General features: G+C 57.6%; 18 protein-coding genes. 3 read left to right on the top strand and 15 right to left on the bottom strand.

Going from position 1 to position 20,510, the window contains the following annotated elements; translation table 11 throughout:
- Positions 1-13: 13 nt before the first annotated feature.
- The gene (locus ACQE3E_RS09030) at positions 14-802 is read right to left on the bottom strand and encodes a hypothetical protein (RefSeq protein WP_427501527.1); all 789 of its coding nucleotides are present in this window, start codon (positions 800-802) and stop codon (positions 14-16) included.
- 220 nt (positions 803-1,022) lie between these two features.
- Between ACQE3E_RS09030 and ACQE3E_RS09025 the strand changes: the two genes are divergently transcribed.
- Positions 1,023-1,964, top strand: coding sequence for a ribokinase (locus tag ACQE3E_RS09025; RefSeq protein WP_313728308.1), 942 nt, complete (start codon positions 1,023-1,025; stop codon positions 1,962-1,964).
- Here the strand turns inward: ACQE3E_RS09025 and ACQE3E_RS09020 are convergent, their stop codons facing one another.
- The 4 genes from ACQE3E_RS09020 to ACQE3E_RS09005 all read right to left on the bottom strand — a co-directional run bounded on the left by ACQE3E_RS09020 (position 1,965) and on the right by ACQE3E_RS09005 (position 5,726).
- A complete protein-coding gene (locus ACQE3E_RS09020; RefSeq protein ID WP_313728310.1) occupies positions 1,965-2,774 on the bottom strand; it encodes a GntR family transcriptional regulator in 810 nt (269 codons plus the stop codon).
- Positions 2,775-2,790: 16 nt separating this feature from the next.
- Positions 2,791-3,060, bottom strand: a complete 270-nt coding sequence (locus ACQE3E_RS09015) for a SemiSWEET transporter (protein ID WP_064030789.1) — start codon at positions 3,058-3,060, stop codon at positions 2,791-2,793.
- A gap of 168 nt (positions 3,061-3,228) precedes the next feature.
- Positions 3,229-3,417, bottom strand: coding sequence for a hypothetical protein (locus tag ACQE3E_RS09010; protein WP_313728311.1), 189 nt, complete (start codon positions 3,415-3,417; stop codon positions 3,229-3,231).
- Positions 3,414-5,726 carry a DNA translocase FtsK gene (locus tag ACQE3E_RS09005; RefSeq protein WP_313728312.1) on the bottom strand — a complete coding sequence of 771 codons (2,313 nt, stop codon included), beginning with the start codon at positions 5,724-5,726 and terminating at the stop codon, positions 3,414-3,416. The genes ACQE3E_RS09010 and ACQE3E_RS09005 overlap by 4 nt, the downstream gene beginning before the upstream one ends.
- Positions 5,727-6,026: 300 nt before the next feature.
- Here ACQE3E_RS09005 and trxB point away from each other — a divergent pair, with 300 nt between their 5' ends.
- The gene (trxB, locus tag ACQE3E_RS09000) at positions 6,027-6,983 is read left to right on the top strand and encodes a thioredoxin-disulfide reductase (RefSeq protein ID WP_313728313.1); all 957 of its coding nucleotides are present in this window, start codon (positions 6,027-6,029) and stop codon (positions 6,981-6,983) included.
- Between the two features lie 226 nt (positions 6,984-7,209).
- On the opposite strand, the gene ACQE3E_RS08995 is transcribed toward trxB, so the two are convergent.
- A complete protein-coding gene (locus ACQE3E_RS08995; RefSeq protein WP_427501526.1) occupies positions 7,210-7,818 on the bottom strand; it encodes a hypothetical protein in 609 nt (202 codons plus the stop codon).
- Positions 7,819-8,553: 735 nt separating this feature from the next.
- Here ACQE3E_RS08995 and ACQE3E_RS08990 point away from each other — a divergent pair.
- Positions 8,554-9,429, top strand: a complete 876-nt coding sequence (locus tag ACQE3E_RS08990; protein ID WP_313728315.1) for a hypothetical protein — start codon at positions 8,554-8,556, stop codon at positions 9,427-9,429.
- 274 nt (positions 9,430-9,703) lie between these two features.
- On the opposite strand, the gene ACQE3E_RS08985 is transcribed toward ACQE3E_RS08990, so the two are convergent.
- The 9 genes from ACQE3E_RS08985 to ACQE3E_RS08945 form a co-directional block, all read right to left on the bottom strand.
- Positions 9,704-9,952 carry a hypothetical protein gene (locus ACQE3E_RS08985; protein WP_313728316.1) on the bottom strand — a complete coding sequence of 83 codons (249 nt, stop codon included), beginning with the start codon at positions 9,950-9,952 and terminating at the stop codon, positions 9,704-9,706.
- Between the two features lie 243 nt (positions 9,953-10,195).
- A complete protein-coding gene (locus ACQE3E_RS08980; RefSeq protein WP_313728318.1) occupies positions 10,196-11,488 on the bottom strand; it encodes an FAD/NAD(P)-binding oxidoreductase in 1,293 nt (430 codons plus the stop codon).
- A complete protein-coding gene (locus tag ACQE3E_RS08975; RefSeq protein WP_071159739.1) occupies positions 11,489-11,767 on the bottom strand; it encodes a c-type cytochrome in 279 nt (92 codons plus the stop codon).
- A 4-nt stretch (positions 11,768-11,771) separates the two neighbouring features.
- Positions 11,772-12,515: a 23S rRNA (guanosine(2251)-2'-O)-methyltransferase RlmB gene (rlmB, locus tag ACQE3E_RS08970; RefSeq protein ID WP_064030794.1), complete on the bottom strand. Its 744-nt coding sequence runs from the start codon at positions 12,513-12,515 to the stop codon at positions 11,772-11,774.
- Complete coding sequence (rnr, locus tag ACQE3E_RS08965; protein ID WP_313728319.1) at positions 12,512-14,839, bottom strand: ribonuclease R; 2,328 nt, start codon at positions 14,837-14,839, stop codon at positions 12,512-12,514. The genes rlmB and rnr overlap by 4 nt, the downstream gene beginning before the upstream one ends.
- A 68-nt stretch (positions 14,840-14,907) precedes the next feature.
- A complete protein-coding gene (locus ACQE3E_RS08960) occupies positions 14,908-16,506 on the bottom strand; it encodes a hypothetical protein (RefSeq protein WP_071159741.1) in 1,599 nt (532 codons plus the stop codon).
- A gap of 159 nt (positions 16,507-16,665) precedes the next feature.
- The gene (locus tag ACQE3E_RS08955) at positions 16,666-16,992 is read right to left on the bottom strand and encodes a hypothetical protein (protein ID WP_313728321.1); all 327 of its coding nucleotides are present in this window, start codon (positions 16,990-16,992) and stop codon (positions 16,666-16,668) included.
- 17 nt (positions 16,993-17,009) lie between these two features.
- Positions 17,010-17,453 carry a DUF1134 domain-containing protein gene (locus tag ACQE3E_RS08950; protein ID WP_064030798.1) on the bottom strand — a complete coding sequence of 148 codons (444 nt, stop codon included), beginning with the start codon at positions 17,451-17,453 and terminating at the stop codon, positions 17,010-17,012.
- Positions 17,454-17,541: 88 nt separating this feature from the next.
- Complete coding sequence (locus ACQE3E_RS08945) at positions 17,542-20,505, bottom strand: DUF748 domain-containing protein (protein ID WP_313728323.1); 2,964 nt, start codon at positions 20,503-20,505, stop codon at positions 17,542-17,544.
- Positions 20,506-20,510: the final 5 nt, after the last annotated feature.

Below are 20,510 nucleotides of genomic sequence, written 5' to 3'. Positions count from 1 at the left end.
GATTTCGGGAGCATCAAATCCGCACGGATGTTGAACGCTGCCGGAGACGAAGCCAGCCCGAAGCCAATAGTGCCGATCCGAACAGCCAGGCCGAGGCCGGTAGCGGCACTTGAGAAACGCCCGAGACGTTCGCATAGGCGTGGCTAGTCACCTTAAAGGAGATGCGACCGATACTCGTGGTCGGTAGAGTGACCGATAAGGTCCCCGACGCCTGGGTCGGCACGTGTCCGACCAGATTGGCGTTCAGGAATAGATCCTTACGGCTGGACATAGCCTGGTTGGGGTCGCCGAAATCGTTGACCACCAGCAACACCCAAGCCGCCGCGACATCATTCATCCCGCTGCCCGGCACCAAGCCGATACTCATACTGTAATCGACCGAAAATGTGGTCGCCCCCGTTCCCGAACCGGTGAAACTGCCGGTGCGATAGCTCTCGGTCGCCACCGCGTCGCCATAGGCCGGATCGCTGTCCTGGGAATAGGCATGCAGCAAGTCCGGATCGACATCGGCTTTCGAGATCAGGGAACGAATCCCGCTCCCTGTTTGCAGGCTGGTTAACGGCGTCACCCAATCGGATGAATAGGTGCCATCGCCGTAAGGGGTCTCCATGCGCGTATCCACGCGCGACGACCTGTCGTACCAAGCGATTCCGGCGTTGACATCGGTGCCGGACGTCACGCGAAAACTACGCCAGTCCACGCTGACCTCCGCGGTCGAGCTGGCGCTGCCGGCCGCGGCGCCGTGATTGAAGGCCATCAAACTCAGGATGGAAATTGCGAGTACGGTCTGTTTGAGTCTCATCGTATTGCCCTTGGTATAACCGTTAACGGTTGAATGGAAGCGAAAAGCCACCGCGCGATTAAGCGCTACGAATTTGACATATCGTCGCGACTTTATCACTCAATTTGGTATCTATTTTAGATACCATAGAAATACCAGTTACAAATTTCGGTGTCAATCGTGGATTATTGATTTCGATCCGGTAATATTTCATGGATTCTTTTGCTGCTGGGGAGTAAGCGTGTCCATCCTGGTGTTAGGCAGTTACGTCCAGGCCCATTGCCTGAACGTCGAACATTTGCCGGCGCCCGGCGAATCCCTGGCGGCCGAGAGCTTGCTTTCCGAACACGGCGGCAAGGGTTTCAACGTCGGCGTCGGCTTACATAGACTCGGCGCCGAAGTAAGTCTGCTACTGCCGCTAGGGCGCGACGCAGCGGCGGACAGCGTGTCGCGATGCTTGATGGCCGAAGGCATGAATGTGGACTGGCTATTGCGGATTGGCGATAGCTCGGGATTTGGCGTGGGCTTTATCGGCCCGAGCGGCGAGAATTTTCTGGCGGTCTATCCCGGCGCCAACGCGCTGTTGGACGCCGGCCATGTCCGGCAAGCCATCCTCGCCCTGCCCGGTTTGGCGTTGATGTATGCCCAATTCGAAATTCAGGACGCGCCGATCCGCGCGGGATTCGAAATCGCCCGCCAACGCGGCATGGCAACGATGTTGAATCCGTCGCCGTGGCGAGCGCTGGATCCTGAAATATTGGCGCTGACCGACATTCTGGTGCTGAACCAAACCGAAGCCGCCCATTTGTTTAATCTCAACAATGACGGGATAGAGCCGGCGCAATGCCTACTTGAATTGGCGACCTGGGCAAAAAGGATCAGCTGGTCCGGCAAATTGCTGATCGTCACCTTAGGTGACCAGGGTTGCATGGCTTTGAGTGACGGCCGCGTCTACCGGCAAGCGGCCTGGCCTATCCTTGCAGTGGATACCACCGGAGCCGGCGACGCCTTCAATGCCGGATTGGCGATCGGTTGGCTAGAAACGCATCGGGCGGAGGACGCGCTGTTCAAGGCTAGCGCGTGCGGCGCTTGGGTCGCGGCCCGCCCAGGCGTCCTAAAGAGTTTGCCGACCGGCGCTCAGATCGAGCGCTTTATCGCGACCAATCCGATACCAATAAACTAATTAGTCCGGCCGAATTTTTAGATTGACCCGATAGGTGTAGGCGTCGCCGCGAAAAGTGCCTTCGACATATTCGACGATCTGGCCGTTGTCGGCGTGGGTTTTCCGTTTCAACAGCAAACAGGGTGCCGGCTCGGCGAACCCGAACACCGCTGCTTCGACGTCGTCGCAAAGCACGGCCTCGATGGTTTGCTCGGCATGCACCAAACCCAAATCGCAAACGGACTCCAAATACTGATACGCCGAACCTTCGCCATCCCAATCGGCCAGCGCCGGCGCCACGGTTAAATCGTACCAGGCCACTTCGCGCGACAGCGGCATGCCGTCGCCGAGGCGCACCCGCACCAAACGTAGAAACCGCGCCGATGCCGGCCGATTGAATAGCGAAGCGATAGTCCTATCGACAACGACCCGGTGTTCCAGGATTTGGGTGGACGGCGTGATGCCGAGCTCGCGCATTTCCTCGGTAAAGCCTTTCAACTTCCCCATCTCCGGATTGATGCGCGCCGGCGCCTTGACCTTGGCGCCGGAACGGCCGTGACTGGCGATGCGATCCTGCGCCCGCAATTCTTCATAGCAGCGTCTGACCGTGGTCCGACTCAGCGCCAAGGCTTCGGCCAACGCGCGTTCGGACGGCAAACTGAAGCCGTCCGCCAATTCGCCGGACTGAATCATGTCGGCGATGCGTTTTTGCAATTGCTTGTATACCGGCTCCGATACGCCGGCATTCGGACGAATTTTCTCGATGAAGGCCGCACTGTCGTTGGCGGCCAAAGGGCCGGTGCTGATGTCGTCGGACGCGATTGCCGCCATTCAGGCCTCCCGATACTTAGCGTTTGCCTAGCAGGTTTTGCACTTTGACCAACAATATCGACGCCGCCAAGACTAAGGTCACCGCGTTGGCGGCAATAATCGCCACATTGCGCAAGTACAAACCATAGATCAACCACATCAATACCCCCAGCGTGAACATACTGTACATGCCCAGCGATAGCGAACCGGTATCGCGGGTTTTGATCGTCATGATCGCTTGCGGTAAAAACGACAGCGTGGTTAGCATCGCGGCCAGATAGCCGATGAATTCGTAGGAAAATGCCATGGCAACTTACGGTTTAGAACTTAGTGGAGTGTTGGTTGGGAAACGCGGCTTGAATCCTACGACGGACAGACAAACTCGGGCGTAAATTTAAACCGCGAACACCGCGGCCACGGTCTTGAATTTAAATGGGCGGCCGGAAAACGAACTGAAAACCTGTCGTGCGAAATATTACAGAAACTCCCGGAGATAATAAGCACCGGCCAGCAGCACCAGCAGCGAAAACGCCACCAACCAGAAATAGCCGAAAAACATCATGACTTTAACGGCGGTTTCGACGGGCTTGCGCCGGACAATCAACCAGCCCGCCAAACCGGCAAAGCCGGCCACGCCCAGAAAGCCGGCGATGGCGGGACTCATCGCGGCGGCGGCGCCAGCACTTCGCGGCTACCGTTGGTTTCCGGCGGCGTCACCACGCCGGCGTTTTCCATCTCCTCGATAATCCGCGCCGCCCGGTTGTAACCGATTTTGAAGCGGCGTTGCACGCTGGAAATCGACGCCTTGCGCGAATCGGTAACGAAAGCCACCGCTTCGTCGTACAGCGGATCGGTTTCGCCGCCCTCGCCGCCCTCGCCGGCGATTTCGCCACTGTCGGTGCGTTCCTGGGTGATTTCGTCCAGATAATTGGTCGGCCCGGTTTTCTTCAAAAACTCGACGACGGCATGGACTTCGTGGTCGTCGACGAAGGCGCCGTGCGCCCGCAGCGGAATGCTGGTACCCGACGGCAGGAACAGCATGTCGCCGTTACCCAGCAAGGCTTCGGCGCCGCCTTGGTCGATGATGGTCCGCGAATCGATCCGCGACGACACCTGGAACGAGATCCGGGTCGGCACGTTGGCCTTGATCAAGCCGGTCAACACGTCCACCGACGGCCTTTGAGTCGCCAGAATCAAATGAATACCGGCGGCCCGAGCTTTTTGCGCCAGCCTGGCGATCAATTCCTCGACCTTTTTACCGACCACCATCATCATATCGGCCAGCTCGTCGATGACGATGACGATGCTGGGCAAGGTGGTCAATAACGGATAATCGTCGGCCGGAATCGGCGTTTGCGGGTAAAACAGCGGATCGCGCAATGGTTGGCCGGCGGCATCGGCTTCCCGAACCGCATGGTTGTAGCCGGCCAAATTGCGCACGCCGACCTTGGACATCAATTTGTAACGGCGCTCCATCTCGGCCACGGCCCAACGCAATGCATTTTGGGCGTCCTTCATATCGGTGACGACCGGCGTCAACAAATGCGGAATGCCTTCGTAAACCGACAATTCCAGCATTTTCGGGTCGATCATAATCAAGCGCACATCTTCCGGCTTGGCTTTGTAGACCAGGCTCAAAATCATCGTATTGATCGCCACCGACTTACCGGAACCGGTGGTACCGGCCACCAGCGCATGCGGCATTTTGCCCAAATCGGCGACCACCGGCGTGCCGGAAATATCCTTACCCATCGCCAGCGTCAATTTGGATTTGGCGCGGTCGAATTCGTCGGACACCAGCAAATCGCGCAAGGACACCATCTCGCGTTCCTGATTCGGAATCTCCAAGCCGATCACCGACTTGCCCTCGATCACTTCGACGATACGCACGCTGGTCACCGACAGGCCACGTGCCAAATCCTTGGCCAGACTGCTGATCCGGCTGACCTTAACGCCGGCCGCCAAACGCAGTTCGAAACGGGTAATCACCGGGCCGGGCAACACGGCCTCGACCTCGGCGGCGATGCCGTAATCCTGCAATACATCTTCGACCTGCCGGGAAATTTCTTCCAACTCGACTTTGGAATAGCGCTTAACCTTGATGTCGCGTTTTTCCAGCAAGGATAGCGGTGGCAAGGCGTTCAAAAACTCGCCGGGTTCGTAATTCTCCAGCGGCTTGGCGTCCTTGCGGCGGGCCGGCTTGACGGCCGCTGGCGCGGTAGGCGGAGTTTCGACCACCTGAATCTGCGGTTTGCGGGCGGTACGTTCTTCGGCTTTGCCGGCGTCGGCTGGTTTGGCTTTGCGCTGAGTTTCCGGACGCTCCGGACGCTCGGTCGCCGGCCGTTCGCCGCGATAACGGCCGGGCGCGGCCACCGCCTGACGGCCCACCACCGAACAAGCGGTCATCGCGCCCTTGCCGATCAAGGTCATCATCATCAGCCAGGACAAGCCGGTGAACAGGGTCACCCCGGTCATGAAGATCGCCAGCAACAACAAGGTCGAACCGGAATTGCCTAGCAGATGCACCAGCGCGTCGCCGATTTCCCTGCCCAGAATGCCGCCGGGACTTTCCGGCAGATCGACCTTGGTGCGCAGAAAATGTAGATGCAAGAATAAAATCGCGGAACCGGACAGCATCGTCGCCAGAAAGCCGCTCCAGCGCATCGCAATCAGCCACTGGCCGCCCGGCTGCTGTTTGCCGCCGTGAAACAGTATGAATCCGTACCAAAAAATCATCACCGGAATCAGGTAGGCCATCAAGCCGAGAAAACTCAACACGAAATCGGCCAACCACGCGCCGAACAGGCCGCAGGCATTGGCGATTTGCTGATAAGACGTGCTATGGCTCCAGCCGGGATCGTTGGAACTAAACGTCAATAGTGCAATCAGGAAAAACAACGCGCAACTGGTGCAGCCCAGCAAGGCGATTTCGCGATAACCTCGCGCGGCTTTTTCTTCAACAACGGCAACCATGACTAAAAGCTCTCAATAAAAGCGTCCCAAAACAGAATTATAGATGATAAACGTCGAGACCACATTAGATTGCCGGCAACCACCCCCGAGCAAGCCGCTCCGAGCCGACTCAACCGCGCGGAGACCGCTCCGGGCGAATTCAGTATACGCCGAGTTTCGCGAAAACCTAACGGCCGATAGCCGCCGCTGACCCCGCGTCGGTTCCGCCCGCTACAAACCCAGCAAAACCGCGGTTTCGCCACCTGCCAATAACCCTTATAATCCGATCATCCCCCACCCGACTCAATGGAGACCGTTAACATGGCCGAAGCCAAACATTGCAAATTGTTAATCCTGGGCTCAGGCCCCGCCGGCTACACCGCCGCCGTCTACGCCGCCCGCGCCAACCTGAATCCGGTGATGATCACCGGCATGCAACAAGGCGGCCAGCTAACCACGACCACCGAGGTCGACAACTGGCCCGGCGACGTAGACGGCGTGCAAGGACCGGAATTGATGGATCGGATGCTGCGCCATGCCGAACGCTTTAATACCGAAGTGATCTTCGACCACATCCACACCGCCAACCTGTCGAAAAAACCGTACACGCTGACCGGCGACTCCGGTGTTTACACCTGCGACGCACTGATCGTCGCTACCGGCGCCTCTGCAAAATATTTGGGCCTGCCGTCCGAGGAAGACTTCAAGGGCCGCGGCGTCTCGGCCTGCGCGACCTGCGACGGTTTCTTCTACCGCAACAAACCGGTCGCGGTGATCGGCGGCGGCAATACCGCGGTCGAGGAAGCCTTGTATCTGGCCAACATCGCCTCGGAAGTGATCGTGGTTCACCGTCGCGACAAGTTCCGCTCCGAGAAAATTCTGTCGGACAAACTGATCGAGAAATCCAAATCCGGCAACGTCAAAATCGAATGGAATTACCAGCTCGACGAAGTCCTGGGCGACGACATGGGCGTCACCGGCATTCGCATCAAAAGCACGGCCGACGGCAGCACCAAGGATATCGACGTACACGGCGTATTCATCGCGATCGGCCATACGCCGAATACCGACATCTTTACCGGTCAACTGGAGATGGAGCACGGCTACATCGTCGTCAAAAGCGGCATACACGGCAACGCCACCGCGACCAACGTGCCGGGCGTATTCGCGGCCGGCGACGTGATGGATTCGCACTACAAACAGGCGATCACCTCGGCCGGTGCCGGCTGCATGGCCGCGCTGGACGCCGAAAAATACCTGGACGAACTAACCGGCTAAAGCCACTTCCGATCGCCCCGCTTTGAAAAGCACACCGTTCCGGCAGGGATAGCCGGAACTTGGACGCGGATCGAAGTGCCGGGAAGCTACTGAACCCTGGCATTATTGGCGATTGATATACGTGGCGGTACGTCGCTGCCGAAGCGCTTCAGGCCTCGACGATGGCCTCGACGACCGGTTGGCGCCGATGCTGGCGCGCAAGGCTGGAGTCGGACAATTACCGAGTTCAAGGCGCGCAATTCACCACCAGCTCCTGGCTATACTGGCCAACTTCCTGGTCCTTGGACATGAACACGGCGGTGTAACGGCGCAGTTCCGGCTTACCGGGCGTCAGCAGCGGCCGGCGATCGACGAAGGGCGAGACGGTGGCGCGGCCCAACAACACCCAGTCGCTGTCGATGTCGCGCTGGCAATAAATATTCACGCCGTCGCTGCGGTGCTTCACAAAACTCAGTACCACCACCCCACCGGTTTGATCGTTGCCACTCAATTTGGGGTTGGCCGTGGACAGATCGCCGGCCCGGCTGCTGCTGTCGATACCCAATTGCGCACCGATACCGTCGGTGTAATTGGCGCGCGCCTTGATCCGCCGCACTTCCGCCCGAATCAGGTTTTCGGATGCTTTACGACTGTCGCTCTTGTCGGCGGTGGCCTGCTTGGCGAGCGCGGCGTTGCCGGCCAGCCGCGACTTATCGTGAAAATCGGCGTTCGCCGCCGTCAGCGCCGCCAAGTCGGCGTCCGCCACGCCGTGTTCGGGTTTCAGATTGGCCAGGAAATGATCGAACCAGGCCAGAAAGTCGTGATCGGCGTTCGGGATAAACGTGGATTTGGGCATATTAAATTCCTCGATGAATGAATTGAATCCGCACCTACTCCAGTTTCGCCACCGGCAACACCCGCGACGAGGGTATCGGCGTTTCCATGCCGTGTTTTTATGTTGGAAACACGTCCTTCCGCTGTCCAGTGACGTGCTTCCAAGGTTCCGTGACGTCCTTCCAACCTTCCGTGACGTCCTTCCAGCGCTCCGTGACGTGCCTCCAGCCTTCCGTGTCGTCCTTCCAACGTTCCGTGACGTCCTTCCAGGCTTCCGTGTCGTGATTCTACAACTCCGTGAAACCCGAATCGCCGGAAGCCTTGCCAGCCGTGGCCTGCAGCGGTTTTCCCCCAACGTTGGAAGCGCGTGTAAAAACCGTTCAGGGACGGGCAAGCAAAGCGGCTTACCGCCAGCCGCGTGTCATGCGTCTCTATCCGTTCGCCAGGGCGCAAAGTTAAGCAGTACAACTAGCGGCACAACAGAGGCGTAATATCCTTGAACTATGGAAAGAATAGCCTATAAATCTAAACCAGCATAGAATGGCCACTAACGACTTCGCGCGGGTATTTTTCGATGCACTATGCTTGAGACTCGTTGGGTTTAGGAAGTTTGTCAGTTGGCTTGCCACCCCAAGCCCCAAAAGCCATGGTTCATTGCGTCAATACGCCTGGACAGAACTTGCGGTAAACAGGCAGGCCGATCAAACACTGTTAAACGATAGAAACTCATTACTGCAACATGCAAGGAGCTTAACTCATGCCAATCACAAAACTGATAGTCATCGCCAGTCTGATACTCAGTGCCGAGTCTTTCAACGTTCAAGCCAGCCTGACCAGCTACACCACTAACGGTGTAGATTTGGTGCGTATGAAAGGCGCAGGCTTTGACCTGAGCTTTACTAAAGACGGCAACTTGTTCCAAACATTAGCCAACAGCTATGCCGGCGGCACGTCGGCCTTTGTCACTGCCGTCATCAACGCCTCCGGTGGTAAGATCTACAATACAGATAACGAATACAACACACCATCCGAAAGCAACTATTACTATTTGATTAGTGGCGACTTCAATACCAGCACCGGTAAAATGTCCTGGTTTGGTGCCAAAGCCTACGTTAACTACCTGAACAGCATCCACTACGGCGGCAGCCAACAATGGGCATTGCCAACCCTAATCGAGACAGCCGCGCCAGCATGTGACTTTGCCTTCAGCGGCACCAACTGTGGTTTTAACGTCAACCCCAGCATCGACCCTCTGGCGCAGCTGTATTACGGCGAATTGAGCAAAAAATCCCGCTACTACACCAGCTTTACGGACCCGCAAAGCGGTTACGGCATCTTCGGTAATGACGGCAATCAAGTAGTTGGCGGCGTCGTAGGCCCGTTCACTAACGTCCAATCCCAATCCTATTATGCATACTGGTTGGGTACAGAGTACGCGCCCGATCCCTATGCTGCGTGGGACTTCGATACCAGCGGTGGCTACCAGAACGTCACCTTTAAGGGCATTCCGCACTACGCATGGGCAGTCAGCCCCGGACAAGTGGGCGTCGTGCCGGTACCGAGTGCGGTGTGGCTGATGAGCAGTGGCCTGTTGGGATTGCTGGGTTTGAAACGACGCGGGCACGCAGGATAATTGGGTTATTTCGGGGGGTTAAGGGGCGGTAGCCCCCTACGATTTTTTTTTTCGGGCTTATGGCGCGTTACGAACATTTACAACGGGCTTGCTGCCAGCTGATCTGCGTGCCGCACTTCGTGCGTTCAAAATCGCTCCCAGCGATTTTGTGCCGATTTACCGCGACGTCTTGGCGTTAGCGGTACATTTCGAGCAAATCGTTTCGGGCTTTAGCCGGTATCACAAATACCCCCTGAGCACCGAACGGCACAATGCTCGCCACCGAACCGTCACTTTAATCATCCAAATGAATCACCAAAGCGACAAACAAACTGGCTTGTTGGTTTTGCGCAATTACCTGGAAAAACGGCCACTGTTGATCCACATCGTCAAGGAAGCTCAGGCGTTTAAGAGTTTTAATGCCTGCTGTTGTTATATCGAACAGACCGCTAAAGTTTGCAGACAGTGTGCAGGCTGACTGAAAAGCCAAAGCGGCAAAACGCCGAATCCGGCAGGCAAAAGTGTCAGAATGACTTGAGTGCATTCCCGCTCAAGCCAACGTGCCGAGTTGTATCATTGTGCACCTGTTTCACCCGGCAACGGGTATGACCATACCGTGCGGAACACCTCTGATGTGGATCTAAACGGTAGGTTGCCGATCCGTTCATGGTGAGCGTCGAACCATTCGGGCTTGTCGAAGCGCCAGACGGAATGTCGAATATCAGGGCGAACCGGCATTTCATCGCCCAACAGCCCTTTTTAATCATTCAGCCATCAAGTACCCTACTCATTCGAAACTATCCTTTCTGAGATTGCGGTAGGCCGCGACGGCATAGCCAGCCTCCAATGCGGCCGCCGCGGGGCTATCGGCGCTGACGCCGCCGGCGCCGGGCACCGGCGTAATCCGGCCGGCGTTCAGCCGATACACCATCGCCACCGAGATGCCATGATCCGGCGCGATCAGGCTGTAGCAGGTGTTCAGCCAATGCGGCTCGGTTGGCGGGCGGCCGTTCAGCAGATCGACCACGGCGCGCGCGCAGACCTTGGCTTCGGAATTGGCGGCGAAGGCCGACTTGGGTATCGGCGCGTAATCGGCGGCATCGCCGATTACGTGAATGAATTCGTTGAAGCGCGATCGGCTGGTCCAAGGATCGACCGGGCACCAGCCGCCGGCGTCGGTCAAACCGGCTTGGGTGGCGATGCGGCCGGCGCGTTGCGGCGGAATGATGTTCAGCACGTCGCCTGTAAAGCGGTCGCCGAAATCGGTGACCACCCCTCGGCCGGCGACCTCCAAGCGCACCACCGGATTGTTGGCGATCGACAGCCACTCGATGCTCGCGGCCGGCGTGCCGTAGCCGAAATGCCGCCGCCAGCCGGATTCGAACAATTTTTGTTTGGAGAAGCCGGTTTTGGGATCGAGTATCACCACCTTGGCGCGCGGCTTGTGTTGCTTCAGCCAGAACGCGATCAGGCTGGCCCGCTCGTAGGGGCCGGGCGGACAGCGGTAGGGATCGGGCGGCGCGCAAATCAGCACCCGGCCGCCGTCGGGCAGCGCCTGGATTTGGCGAATCAACAATTCGGTCTGCAGGCCGGCTTGCCAGGCGTGCGGAAAACGCTCGGCCATTTCGGCATCGTAACCAGCGATGGCTTGCCAGTCGAAATCGATGCCGGGTGCCAACACTAACCGGTCGTAGCGCAAGCTATCGCCATCGGCCAGCACCAGTTCACGCCGGTCGGCGTCGATCGCGGCCACTCGGTCACCGATCAGGCGAACTTGGTAATGATCGACCAAGGCCCGATAATCGACTTGCAACTGCGCCGGTTTCAACAGTCCGGCCAAAGTCCAGTTACTGGCCGGACAGGTGATATAAGCAGATTTGGGTTCGATTAACGTGACGTCGATCGTCGGGTCGTAGCAACGAATGAATTTGGCGGCGGTGGCGCCGGCAAAGCCGCCGCCCACGACCACGACATGCGCCCTTGCCGCGCCGCCGATCGTCCATGTTTGACAGGCGCTCAGCGAGCCGGCCGTCGCGACGGCACCAGTTCGCAGAAATCGTCGGCGCGACCAGTCCGCCATCTAGCGTTTTCCCAGGTAATCGGCCACCACCGCTAATTCGGTGTCGCTGTAGCCTTTGGCGATCCGATTCATCAAGGTCGCGGTTTTGCGGTCGTATTTGAAATCCAGCAAAGACTGACGAAGTTTTTCAGCCGACTGGTCCGCCAGCGCGGGCATGCCGGCGTCGCCGTCCTCTCGCGGATGGCAGATCGTGCAATTGGCGGCGATCGCCTCGGCGGCGAAATCGGCGCGCGCGGCGGTGGTCAACACTAGCAGCAGTAAGCCGACAGCCGCCCGCATTCGCTTAGTTCGCGGCTTTTTGCCGGAAAACCTCGTACAGCAACACGCCGGTCGCGACCGATACATTCAGGCTTTCCACTTGGCCCACCATCGGTATCTTTACCAGAAAGTCGCAATGCTGGCGGGTCAGATGGCGCAAACCGCTGCCTTCCGCGCCCATCACCAAAGCCAGCGGCATATCCAGTTTCATCTGGTAGACGGTTTGCTCGGCTTCGCCGGCCGCGCCCATGATCCAGACATTTTGGTCCTTGAACCAGCGCAGCACCCGAGCCAGATTGGTAACCTGATAGACCGGCACCGTCTCGGCCGCGCCGCTGGCTACCTTGCACACGGTCGGCGTGATGCCGGCGGCATTGTCTTTGGTAACTACAACGCCATGCACGCCCACCGCGTCGGCGGTACGCAAGCACGCTCCGAGATTATGCGGGTCCTGAACTTGATCCAGAATCAAATAAAACGGCGTTTCGGTCAGCGCGTCGAAATCCTGTTTTAGCTGATCTTCGCTGCGCATCGCCGGCAATTCGACCGCGACCACGATGCCTTGGTGATTTTTGCCGTCGGCCATCCGCTCCAGCTTTTTGCGCTCGGTTTTCTCGGGATTGACACCCAACTCCGCCAACGCGTCGAGCAGCGGTTTCAAGCGGGCATCCTGGCGTTGGCCGTCGATCCAGGCACGGCGGATTTTGTCTGGAGAATGTTCCAAGGCGGCCTGCACGGCGTGCACGCCGAAAAGCTGAGTCAAACTCATGATTTACGGCGCCGTCTGGATCGGGTAGATTTTTTGGCGGGTTCGGACTTGGCGGACTTGCCCTTGCCCTCGGTCGTTTTGGCTTTGCTGGATTTGGCCTTTTTGGGTTTGGCGTTCTCGGCCTTCTTGCCGGTCTGAATCAATTCGAAGTCGATCTTTTTGTCGTCCAAATTGACCCGTACCACACGGATGCGCACCGCGTCGCCCAGCCGGTAGCGCACGCCGGTTCGTTCGCCGTAAAGCTGATGCTTGCCGGAATCGAACTGGAAATAGTCGTTGTGCAAGGAGGCGATATGCACCAGGCCTTCGACGTAAACGGTCTGCAATTCGACGAAAAACCCAAAACCGGTGACCGACGAAATCACTCCGGCGAATTCCTCGCCGATCTTGTCCATCATATACTCGCACTTCAACCAACTGATCACGTCGCGGGTGGCGTCGTCGGCTCGGCGCTCGTTGGCGGAACAGTGCTCGCCCAGCGCCATCATGTCGGCGTAGTTGTACGCAAAACTGTCCGGCGCCTTGCCGGCCAGCGCGTGGCGGATCGCCCGGTGCACCAGCAAATCCGGATAACGGCGGATCGGCGATGTGAAATGCGCGTAAGCGTCCAGCGCCAAGCCGAAATGACCCTTGGTTTCCGGGCTGTACACCGCTTGCGACATCGAGCGCAGCAAGATGGTCTGGATCAGGTGGGCATCCGTGCGGCCGGCCACCGATTCCAGCAAGTGCATGTAATCCAGCGGGGTCGGTTGAGCGTGGCCGCCGAGATGCAGACCCAGCTCGTTCAAAAAGGTCTTCAGCGCCAGTAATTTCTCGGGGCCTGGGCCGTCGTGTATCCTCAGCAGGCGCGGCAACTTTTTGCGGGTTAGGAATTTGGCCGCCGCGGTGTTGGCGGTAATCATGAATTCTTCGATCAATTTATGCGCATCGTTGCGGACCAGCGGCACGATCTCGGCGATTTTACGCTCGGGCCCGAACACGATCTTGGTTTCCTGCGTGTCGAAATCCATCGCCCCCCGCAATTCGCGTTGCCGGCGCATGGCCTGGTACAGGCTGTACAGCGTTTGCAGATGCGGCACCAAATCCGCGTATTTCTTGGCCAGTTTTTGATCGCCGTCGACCAGTATTTTTGCGACTTCGCTGTAGGTTAGCCGGGCATGGGAACGCATCACGGCCTCGAAAAACCGCGAACGCACCACTAGGCCGTCCTCGCCGATCAGCAACTCGCAAACCATGCATAGCCGATCCACCTTGGGATTCAGCGAACACAAGCCGTTGGACAAAATCTCCGGCAGCATCGGGATGACTTTTTCCGGGAAATACACCGAGGTGCTGCGGTTTTTGGCTTCGTCGTCCAGCGCGGTACCCACCTTGACGTAGTGCGATACGTCGGCGATCGCCACCAGTAACTTCCAGCCTTTCTTGGTTTTTTGGGCATACACCGCGTCGTCGAAATCGCGGGCGTCCTCGCCGTCTATCGTCACCAACGGCAGGTGGCGGACGTCTTCCCTGCCCTGCTTGGCCGATTCCGGCACTTCCGCGTGCAAGCCGCCAACCTCGGCCAGCAAAGCCTCCGGCCAATGGTTGGGCAGTTCGTGCGAACGGATCGCCATTTCGATTTCCATGCCGGGCGCCATATGCATGCCCAACACTTCGACGACCCGCCCCAAGGGCTGATAATGCGCACTGGGTTGCTGAACGATTTCGGCGACGACGATCTGGCCGTTTTTGGCGCCGCCGACGTCCTCCTTGGCGATCAGAACCTCGTGAATGATTTTCTTGTTATCCGGCACCACATAAGCGACGCGGCCCTCGGTGAAGAACCGGCCGACCACTTGGTGGGTATTGCGTTCCAGAATATCAACGACGGCGGCTTCGCGGCGCCCCTTGCGATCGATGCCGGTTACCCTAACCGCGACCCTGTCGTTGTGCATCAGCGGCTTCATTTCCCTGGGCGACAAAAACAAATCGTCGCTGCCGTCTTCCGGTTTCAGAAAGCCGAAACCCTCGGGATGACCGAGTACCCGCCCGTTAATCAAGTTTTGACCGTTGCCGATCATGTATTTTTGCCGGCTGTTGAATACCAACTGGCCGTCGCGTTCCATCGCGCGCAAGCGCCGGCGCAGGGCTTCGAGAGCGTCGGCGGACTCTAACCCGAATTGTTGAGCGATTTGTTGACGCCGCAACGGCTTGCCGGTTTGCTGAACCAGCTGCAGTATCAGTTCGCGGCTGGGAATGGGATGTTCGTATTTTTCGGCTTCGCGCTCGGCGTAAGGATCGACGAACGTTTTGGAATCAGTGGGCTGATCGGAATTGGATGTCATTGATTAGTCGTTTCGGTGTCGGGTCATGCGGCCGGGGTCGCGCATGGGGCGCCCGGCAAACGGATGTTTCAAATAAAGTCATAGCCTTTCTTCTTGCCGTGGGCCGACGGGATATTTTCAAGTATCTGCCGACATTCGAATTGCCAATAGCCCAAGCCTATATTCTTCCGGCCATTCAAAATAATTGGAAAATTCTCGCTCCCCATGTACATCCGTAACAAGTCGCCATCCTTGAGCATGAAAGAATCCATGATAATAAAGCTTTTTTCGCCTTCTTGGTCCTTTGTACCATAAATCAGGGCTTTTTTGCGTTCGGTGTCGGGTTCGGCATCCAGCGCGTGATAAGCCACCGGAAACGCTTGATGGGCAATCACGACCAACTCGAACACCACTTTGCTGTCTTGCTTGGGCAGCAGAATCTTGCAGACCACGCCCAAGGCCCGCAGATGCGGCAAGCTATCGGTTTTTCTAAAACTGACCAAACTGCCGATCGACAACAAGCCTTCCTGCTGCAATACGCAGGACAACGCCCGCTCGGATTCGCTGTGTGCCGGAATTTCCGGTGTCGCTTCATAGCCGGCGGCAATCCGGCCGGTATCCAGTAAATCGTGCGTCGCGTCCAGGCCAATGACTACGTAACGATCCAGCCGATCGGCGAAATACACGGTCCCTTGCGGTTCCCTGCCCTGCCAGCGCTGTATCAGATACTCGAACAGTTCCGGCGACAATTTGTTATGGCTGCCTGGATCGATGTCCAGCGAACTGAATCTGGCTTCGTCCTTGCCGCAGTATTTATCGGTCAACTTGTAGATCTTAGCCAATTTGGTCAGATCCAAATACAATAGGGCCGCCTCGCCGCGTCGGTCCGCCGTCTTGGCGGCCGGCTGAAAGGCCGGGGCAAGGTCTTCGTCGATCGAAATCAGACATTGCACGGCTTGTCCGGCAACCGGTTTGGCTTCTATGTTTACCAAATCGCTAATCTTATCGATGAACTCGTAAACCAGTTGGAATTCCTTCTGCATCAGGCCGGACGGGTAGGCCAGACTGAGCAGCAAAATCTGCTTGTAACTGTCGGCGACCGAGGAATGCTTGGTAAACAGGCCGCGCTGGTCGGCGACCTTGGTATCGTCTTTGCCCAACTTCACCGCCAGTTTGTACAGCGAATGCAGATCTATCCAAATCCAGTCCGGAATCGGGTAACTCATCATGTACTGGCTGACGACGATGCGGCTCAAGCCCTTGATGGTCCGCTGTATCGCCAAGGCCACGGTCTTGCCCTGCAGCCAGCCGACATCGCGCCGGGTCAGGTCCCTGACCACGCTCCAATAACCGATCGTAAACTGGCGCTCGACGACGCACACCAGCCCGAAAATTTTTTTCTCGATATCGCCTTTCGGAAAGCCGAATTTGATCAGACGCGACCGCAAATAATCGTCGATCAGAAAAAAACTGTCCCTGAGCTGCTCCAACGCTTGCAAGCGCTTGGCAGCCGGCATTTCCACCGAAATCAATTCGGACAGCAATTCCTGAAACAAACGAGCGGCCAGACCCGGATTGGCGGCGGGCAACTCGGCGATCCATTGTTGCAGGGCGGTTTCCGAGAAAGTCGCCAGCAAGCGGGGATCGTTTTTTTGTTCGGGTATGACCAGAAAAAAAGAGTTCTTCACGCAAAGTCCAAATTCAATACAACGGCGCTTCCAACCGTTGTCCGGCGAAACTCCGGCCGCCCGCGGTTGCTGACGGCCGCGCCGGCGGCACCAATCAGTACCATTCCAGGCGGGCCGATCGCGGCGAGCGCGGAGCCGACCGGGCGCGACTTGGGTTCATTAGAACAAACCTTCGTCGTCTAGCATTAAGTTCTGTAACGCGCCGATATCCCTTCTCAGTTGTTTACGGGCCAGCAGCTTTTGTTGCACGGCGTCCGGCAACTCGGTAAAGATCACCGTTTGCTTGGCGACCAAAATGTCCACCAGATCGTCGATAACCCTGACCATATCGACATCGGTTTCGGTTAGCGCGCGCTTGGCCCGCACACCCGCATCGCGGTAAAACGCGGCCAGTTCGGGATCGTCATCCGCCAGCCAATCGCCAGCGGCCCCGGTATCGTCGAGGCGCCGGATCGCCCCGGCGGCGTCTCGGGTGACGAACGGCATGTGCCGGTAAAAACGGCCTAGCGCGGCGAAATCGTCAGCGCGCCCAGCGTGACGCCGATGTCGATGCCTCGCCCCTTGCCGGATAAGGCCAGCGAAATTTCGCCGCGCGTCAAGACTTGCGCGTCCACGGATTTGGTAGCGCCGGCGTGCCCTTCCAAGGCCACGAAGTTACCGTAGATCTCATTGAGATTTTTGACTTCCGAAAATACCCCGGTGCCTTCGATTTCCGATTTGCCTATCGTGAAGCCGATACTCTTGGACGCCAAGGCGACTTGGGCGCGCTGGCCGTTGCTGCAACTGATATTGCCGATACCGTCGTATTGTTTGTAGACCAGCGACCAGCCGCTCAATTTGTAGGTCATCGTGCAAGAGGTCAGCGGTCCCGCCGCGGCCGAGGCCGATAGCGCCGCGCATGCGATGCCAAGCACTAGCGGTAAATAGTTGAACGTTCCGATTTTCATTGTTTTCTCCACGTGTTAAACCCCAATTTCCAGCCGGCCAGCCGCCGTCGAGTCAGCCGATTATAGTACAAAGCCGTTTCGCGCTCGGTCAGGGCAAGGCCCCCAAGGACAACACCGAGTTCAGGCCGTCGGCGGTTTCCGCTTGACTCAATTCCGGCGCCAAGATGTAAACCCGCCCTCGTTCGACCTTGCCCTGCATGGTGACGTATTGGGCGATGTGATTGGCCCGGTCCACCGCCAACTCGGTCAAGCGCTGCGGATCGGGATGAAAGATACCTTCCAGGCGCTGTTGAGCGACGCTGTAAAAATCTGCATTCGGATCGCTTTTCAAGCGTGGCTTGCCGAACAGGCCGCGATCCAATTCCTCGGGAAACACTTCGCCGAAAAACTTGGCCAGCAGGCGCCGGTATTCGTCGTCCGACAACTCGAGATACTCATGGCGGATTTTCTGGCCCTGATCGCGCAACTCGCCGGATTTCATTTTTTTCAGAACATCCTTGACCGCATCGTAACGCATCGCCGGCCAATCCTGGGTTTCATAAGCCTTGCCCTTGATTTCCAGCGTCAATTCCGGTTTGGTGGTCAAGGCCTGCCCAAGTTGATCGAGTTTGGCGGACTCCTCGGCCGCCAATTTGGCGCTACCCGGACCGAACTTTACGACACTGTAATCCTTATCCTCGCCGAGCAGTGCCCCAAACATCTTGAACGGCGAAGCCACCGCCTTGGCAATCAGATTGACCAATACGTCGCTAACTAGTGCCCCAAGACTGAATTTCGGATCTTCCAGACTGCCGGAAATCGGGAAATCCAGATTGATCCGGCCGTCGGCGTCTTTCAGTAAGGCAATGGCCAGATGCAAGGGTAGCGACATCGCTTTCGGATTCTCGACGTGGTCGCCCAGCGCCAACTGATCGATGAACAATTTGTTCTGGACCTCCAATTGGCCCTTGCTGATTTTGTACTGCAAATCCAGCGCCATCTGGCCTTTTTCGATTTTATAGCCGGCGAATTCGGCCATGTAAGGCGTAATCAGCGGTAAGGGCATGTGGGTAAACTTCAGGCCGACATCGGTATTGCCGGTTTGGAATTGGTATTTGCCCTTGATATCGACCGACGCCAGATCGTAAACCTTGCCTTGCAAATCGAGTTGCGCGTAGGCGTCTTTCTCAGTCGAAAAACCGCTGACTTCGCCATTCAGGCGTTTCATTTCCGCGACGAAAGGCAAGATCAGCGAATAATCGGCGAAATCGGAGCGACCGTTTTTCATCTCGATTTTGCCGATGACCAATTTCGGTTCCGGGGATTTCACGTCCGGCTTGGTCGGTGCTTCCGCCACTTTTGACCCGTTTTGCTGAGCCGGCGGCTTGACGACGCTGAGTTCGTCAACATTGGTCGTACCGTCTTTCTTGATGTTGAAGCGAAAATAGGGCCGTTCGAATACCACCCGGTCGATTTTAAAATCCCGCTGGTTCAGATCGATGTCGATGCCGGCTAGGGTCAGGTCCGACCACTTCAAGAAATCCTTATTCTTGATTTGATCGCGGGTTACCAGATTGTCGATGTTGGCGTTACCGGTAAAGGTAAGTTGAAATTGATCAGTGGTTGTCAGTTGCAGATTGCCATCCAGATTGACGGCGCCATCCACCAGTTCCAGATTCAAATAGGGATCGAGATAAGCCTGAAACGGCTTGATCAGCAAGTTATCGAGCGTTACCTGCCACGCGGCACCGAAGGGCTGCAAAACGGTATCGCCGGCCAGTTTCAAGGACGCCTTTTGGTTAATACGGGTAGCGAAGGTCAACGGTAACTTGCCTGGATTGGCGCTATCGAAACCGCGCACCGCCAAGGCCAGTTCGGTCAACTCCAGCGTCACCGGCTTGGTCAGACTGTAATCGGTGAACTCGATGCGGTGATTGCTTAATGCCACGTCGTCGACCTTAACTCGCCAAGGTTTGGCGGGCTCCACGGGCGTCGGTGGAGCGGCGGCCGGATTGGACGCGTTGGCGCTTGATTGGCCGGGCTCGGCAAACAAGGCTTGGTAGTTCACCACGCCATCGGCTTGCAGCCAAACTTGGATCGCCGCATCGTCGGCGGCGACTTTAGCGATGGTCAACTGCCGGTCCTGCAGATCGACGGCCACGCCGCTAAGCGTCAACGACGGCAAGTCCAGTAACGAGCGATGCTGGGCCGGCTCGCTGATCGCCCACTTTTTAAGGTCGATAACTCCGTTGTTTAGCGCCAAATTGACACCGCCGTCGTGCTGGCTCAGATGATAATCGGCGGTGACCGACAACTGGCCGGCGTCGATCGTAACCGGCAGCACGTCCTTCGGCGCCAATTTCAGCAATTTCGGGATGACGATACCCTCCAGCCTTAGGCTGCCGGTCGAGACCAACGGCATCAACGTCAATTGTCCTTGCCAATTCAACGTACCGCCGGACGCCAAGCCCACCGCCAAACGCCCGCTAGCGCCGTTCTTTCCGTTGACGGTACCCAACTCGGCGACTTCCAACTGCAGCGGCATCAGCGTTTCGGCGGCATCCTCGCCGGCCAACGCGTCGCGCCAACGGATTTCGCCGGCATCGATCGCCAGCCGGTGAATCAACAGTGGCGGCGGCGAGTCTTCTTTAGCGGGCTCGGACGAAGGGTCCGGCTCGGCTTCGGCAGGCCGCAGATCGGCCAAATTCAAGCGGCCGTCGGCGCGGCGCTCCAGGTTGATGGTCGGTTTGCCGAATTCGATCGCCGTTACCGCCAAACCGCGCATGCCTAGCGACTCCATCGCCTGAATATCCAGAACCAGACTCTCCAAACCGAGTAAATCCTTGCCGTCGGCACCCGTCAAACGTATCCCTCGCAACTCGGCCCGCCATTCGAAAGGATCGAAGGCCACCGTCTCGATGCCGAACTGAGCGCCGGTGGCCTGGTGAACGATTTCGGGCAAGCGGGTTCTCGCCCAATAGGGCAAAACATAGTATCCGGCCACCGCATACAAACCGACCAAGCCGACCAGCGTGCCGCCTATCCAATACCCGGTGGAGCGTTTCAGGACCATGGCAC

The organism is Methylomonas sp. MED-D (assembly GCF_050276835.1).
GTDB classification, from domain to species: Bacteria; Pseudomonadota; Gammaproteobacteria; order Methylococcales; family Methylomonadaceae; genus Methylomonas; species Methylomonas koyamae_A.
Note: the sequence above shows the minus strand (reverse complement) of the source record. Positions and strands in the feature narration are given on the sequence as shown.

Coding starts and splice junctions, on each gene's coding strand:
- ACQE3E_RS09030 (WP_427501527.1), bottom strand. CDS start 802: ATGAGACTCAAACAGACCGTACTCGCAATTTCCATCCTGAGTTTGATG.
- ACQE3E_RS09020 (WP_313728310.1), bottom strand. CDS start 2,774: ATGGCGGCAATCGCGTCCGACGACATCAGCACCGGCCCTTTGGCCGCC.
- ACQE3E_RS09015 (WP_064030789.1), bottom strand. CDS start 3,060: ATGGCATTTTCCTACGAATTCATCGGCTATCTGGCCGCGATGCTAACC.
- ACQE3E_RS09010 (WP_313728311.1), bottom strand. CDS start 3,417: ATGAGTCCCGCCATCGCCGGCTTTCTGGGCGTGGCCGGCTTTGCCGGT.
- ACQE3E_RS09005 (WP_313728312.1), bottom strand. CDS start 5,726: ATGGTTGCCGTTGTTGAAGAAAAAGCCGCGCGAGGTTATCGCGAAATC.
- trxB (WP_313728313.1), top strand. CDS start 6,027: ATGGCCGAAGCCAAACATTGCAAATTGTTAATCCTGGGCTCAGGCCCC.
- ACQE3E_RS08995 (WP_427501526.1), bottom strand. CDS start 7,818: ATGCCCAAATCCACGTTTATCCCGAACGCCGATCACGACTTTCTGGCC.
- ACQE3E_RS08990 (WP_313728315.1), top strand. CDS start 8,554: ATGCCAATCACAAAACTGATAGTCATCGCCAGTCTGATACTCAGTGCC.
- ACQE3E_RS08985 (WP_313728316.1), bottom strand. CDS start 9,952: ATGCACTCAAGTCATTCTGACACTTTTGCCTGCCGGATTCGGCGTTTT.
- ACQE3E_RS08980 (WP_313728318.1), bottom strand. CDS start 11,488: ATGGCGGACTGGTCGCGCCGACGATTTCTGCGAACTGGTGCCGTCGCG.
- ACQE3E_RS08975 (WP_071159739.1), bottom strand. CDS start 11,767: ATGCGGGCGGCTGTCGGCTTACTGCTGCTAGTGTTGACCACCGCCGCG.
- rlmB (WP_064030794.1), bottom strand. CDS start 12,515: ATGAGTTTGACTCAGCTTTTCGGCGTGCACGCCGTGCAGGCCGCCTTG.
- rnr (WP_313728319.1), bottom strand. CDS start 14,839: ATGACATCCAATTCCGATCAGCCCACTGATTCCAAAACGTTCGTCGAT.
- ACQE3E_RS08955 (WP_313728321.1), bottom strand. CDS start 16,992: ATGCCGTTCGTCACCCGAGACGCCGCCGGGGCGATCCGGCGCCTCGAC.
- ACQE3E_RS08950 (WP_064030798.1), bottom strand. CDS start 17,453: ATGAAAATCGGAACGTTCAACTATTTACCGCTAGTGCTTGGCATCGCA.
- ACQE3E_RS08945 (WP_313728323.1), bottom strand. CDS start 20,505: ATGGTCCTGAAACGCTCCACCGGGTATTGGATAGGCGGCACGCTGGTC.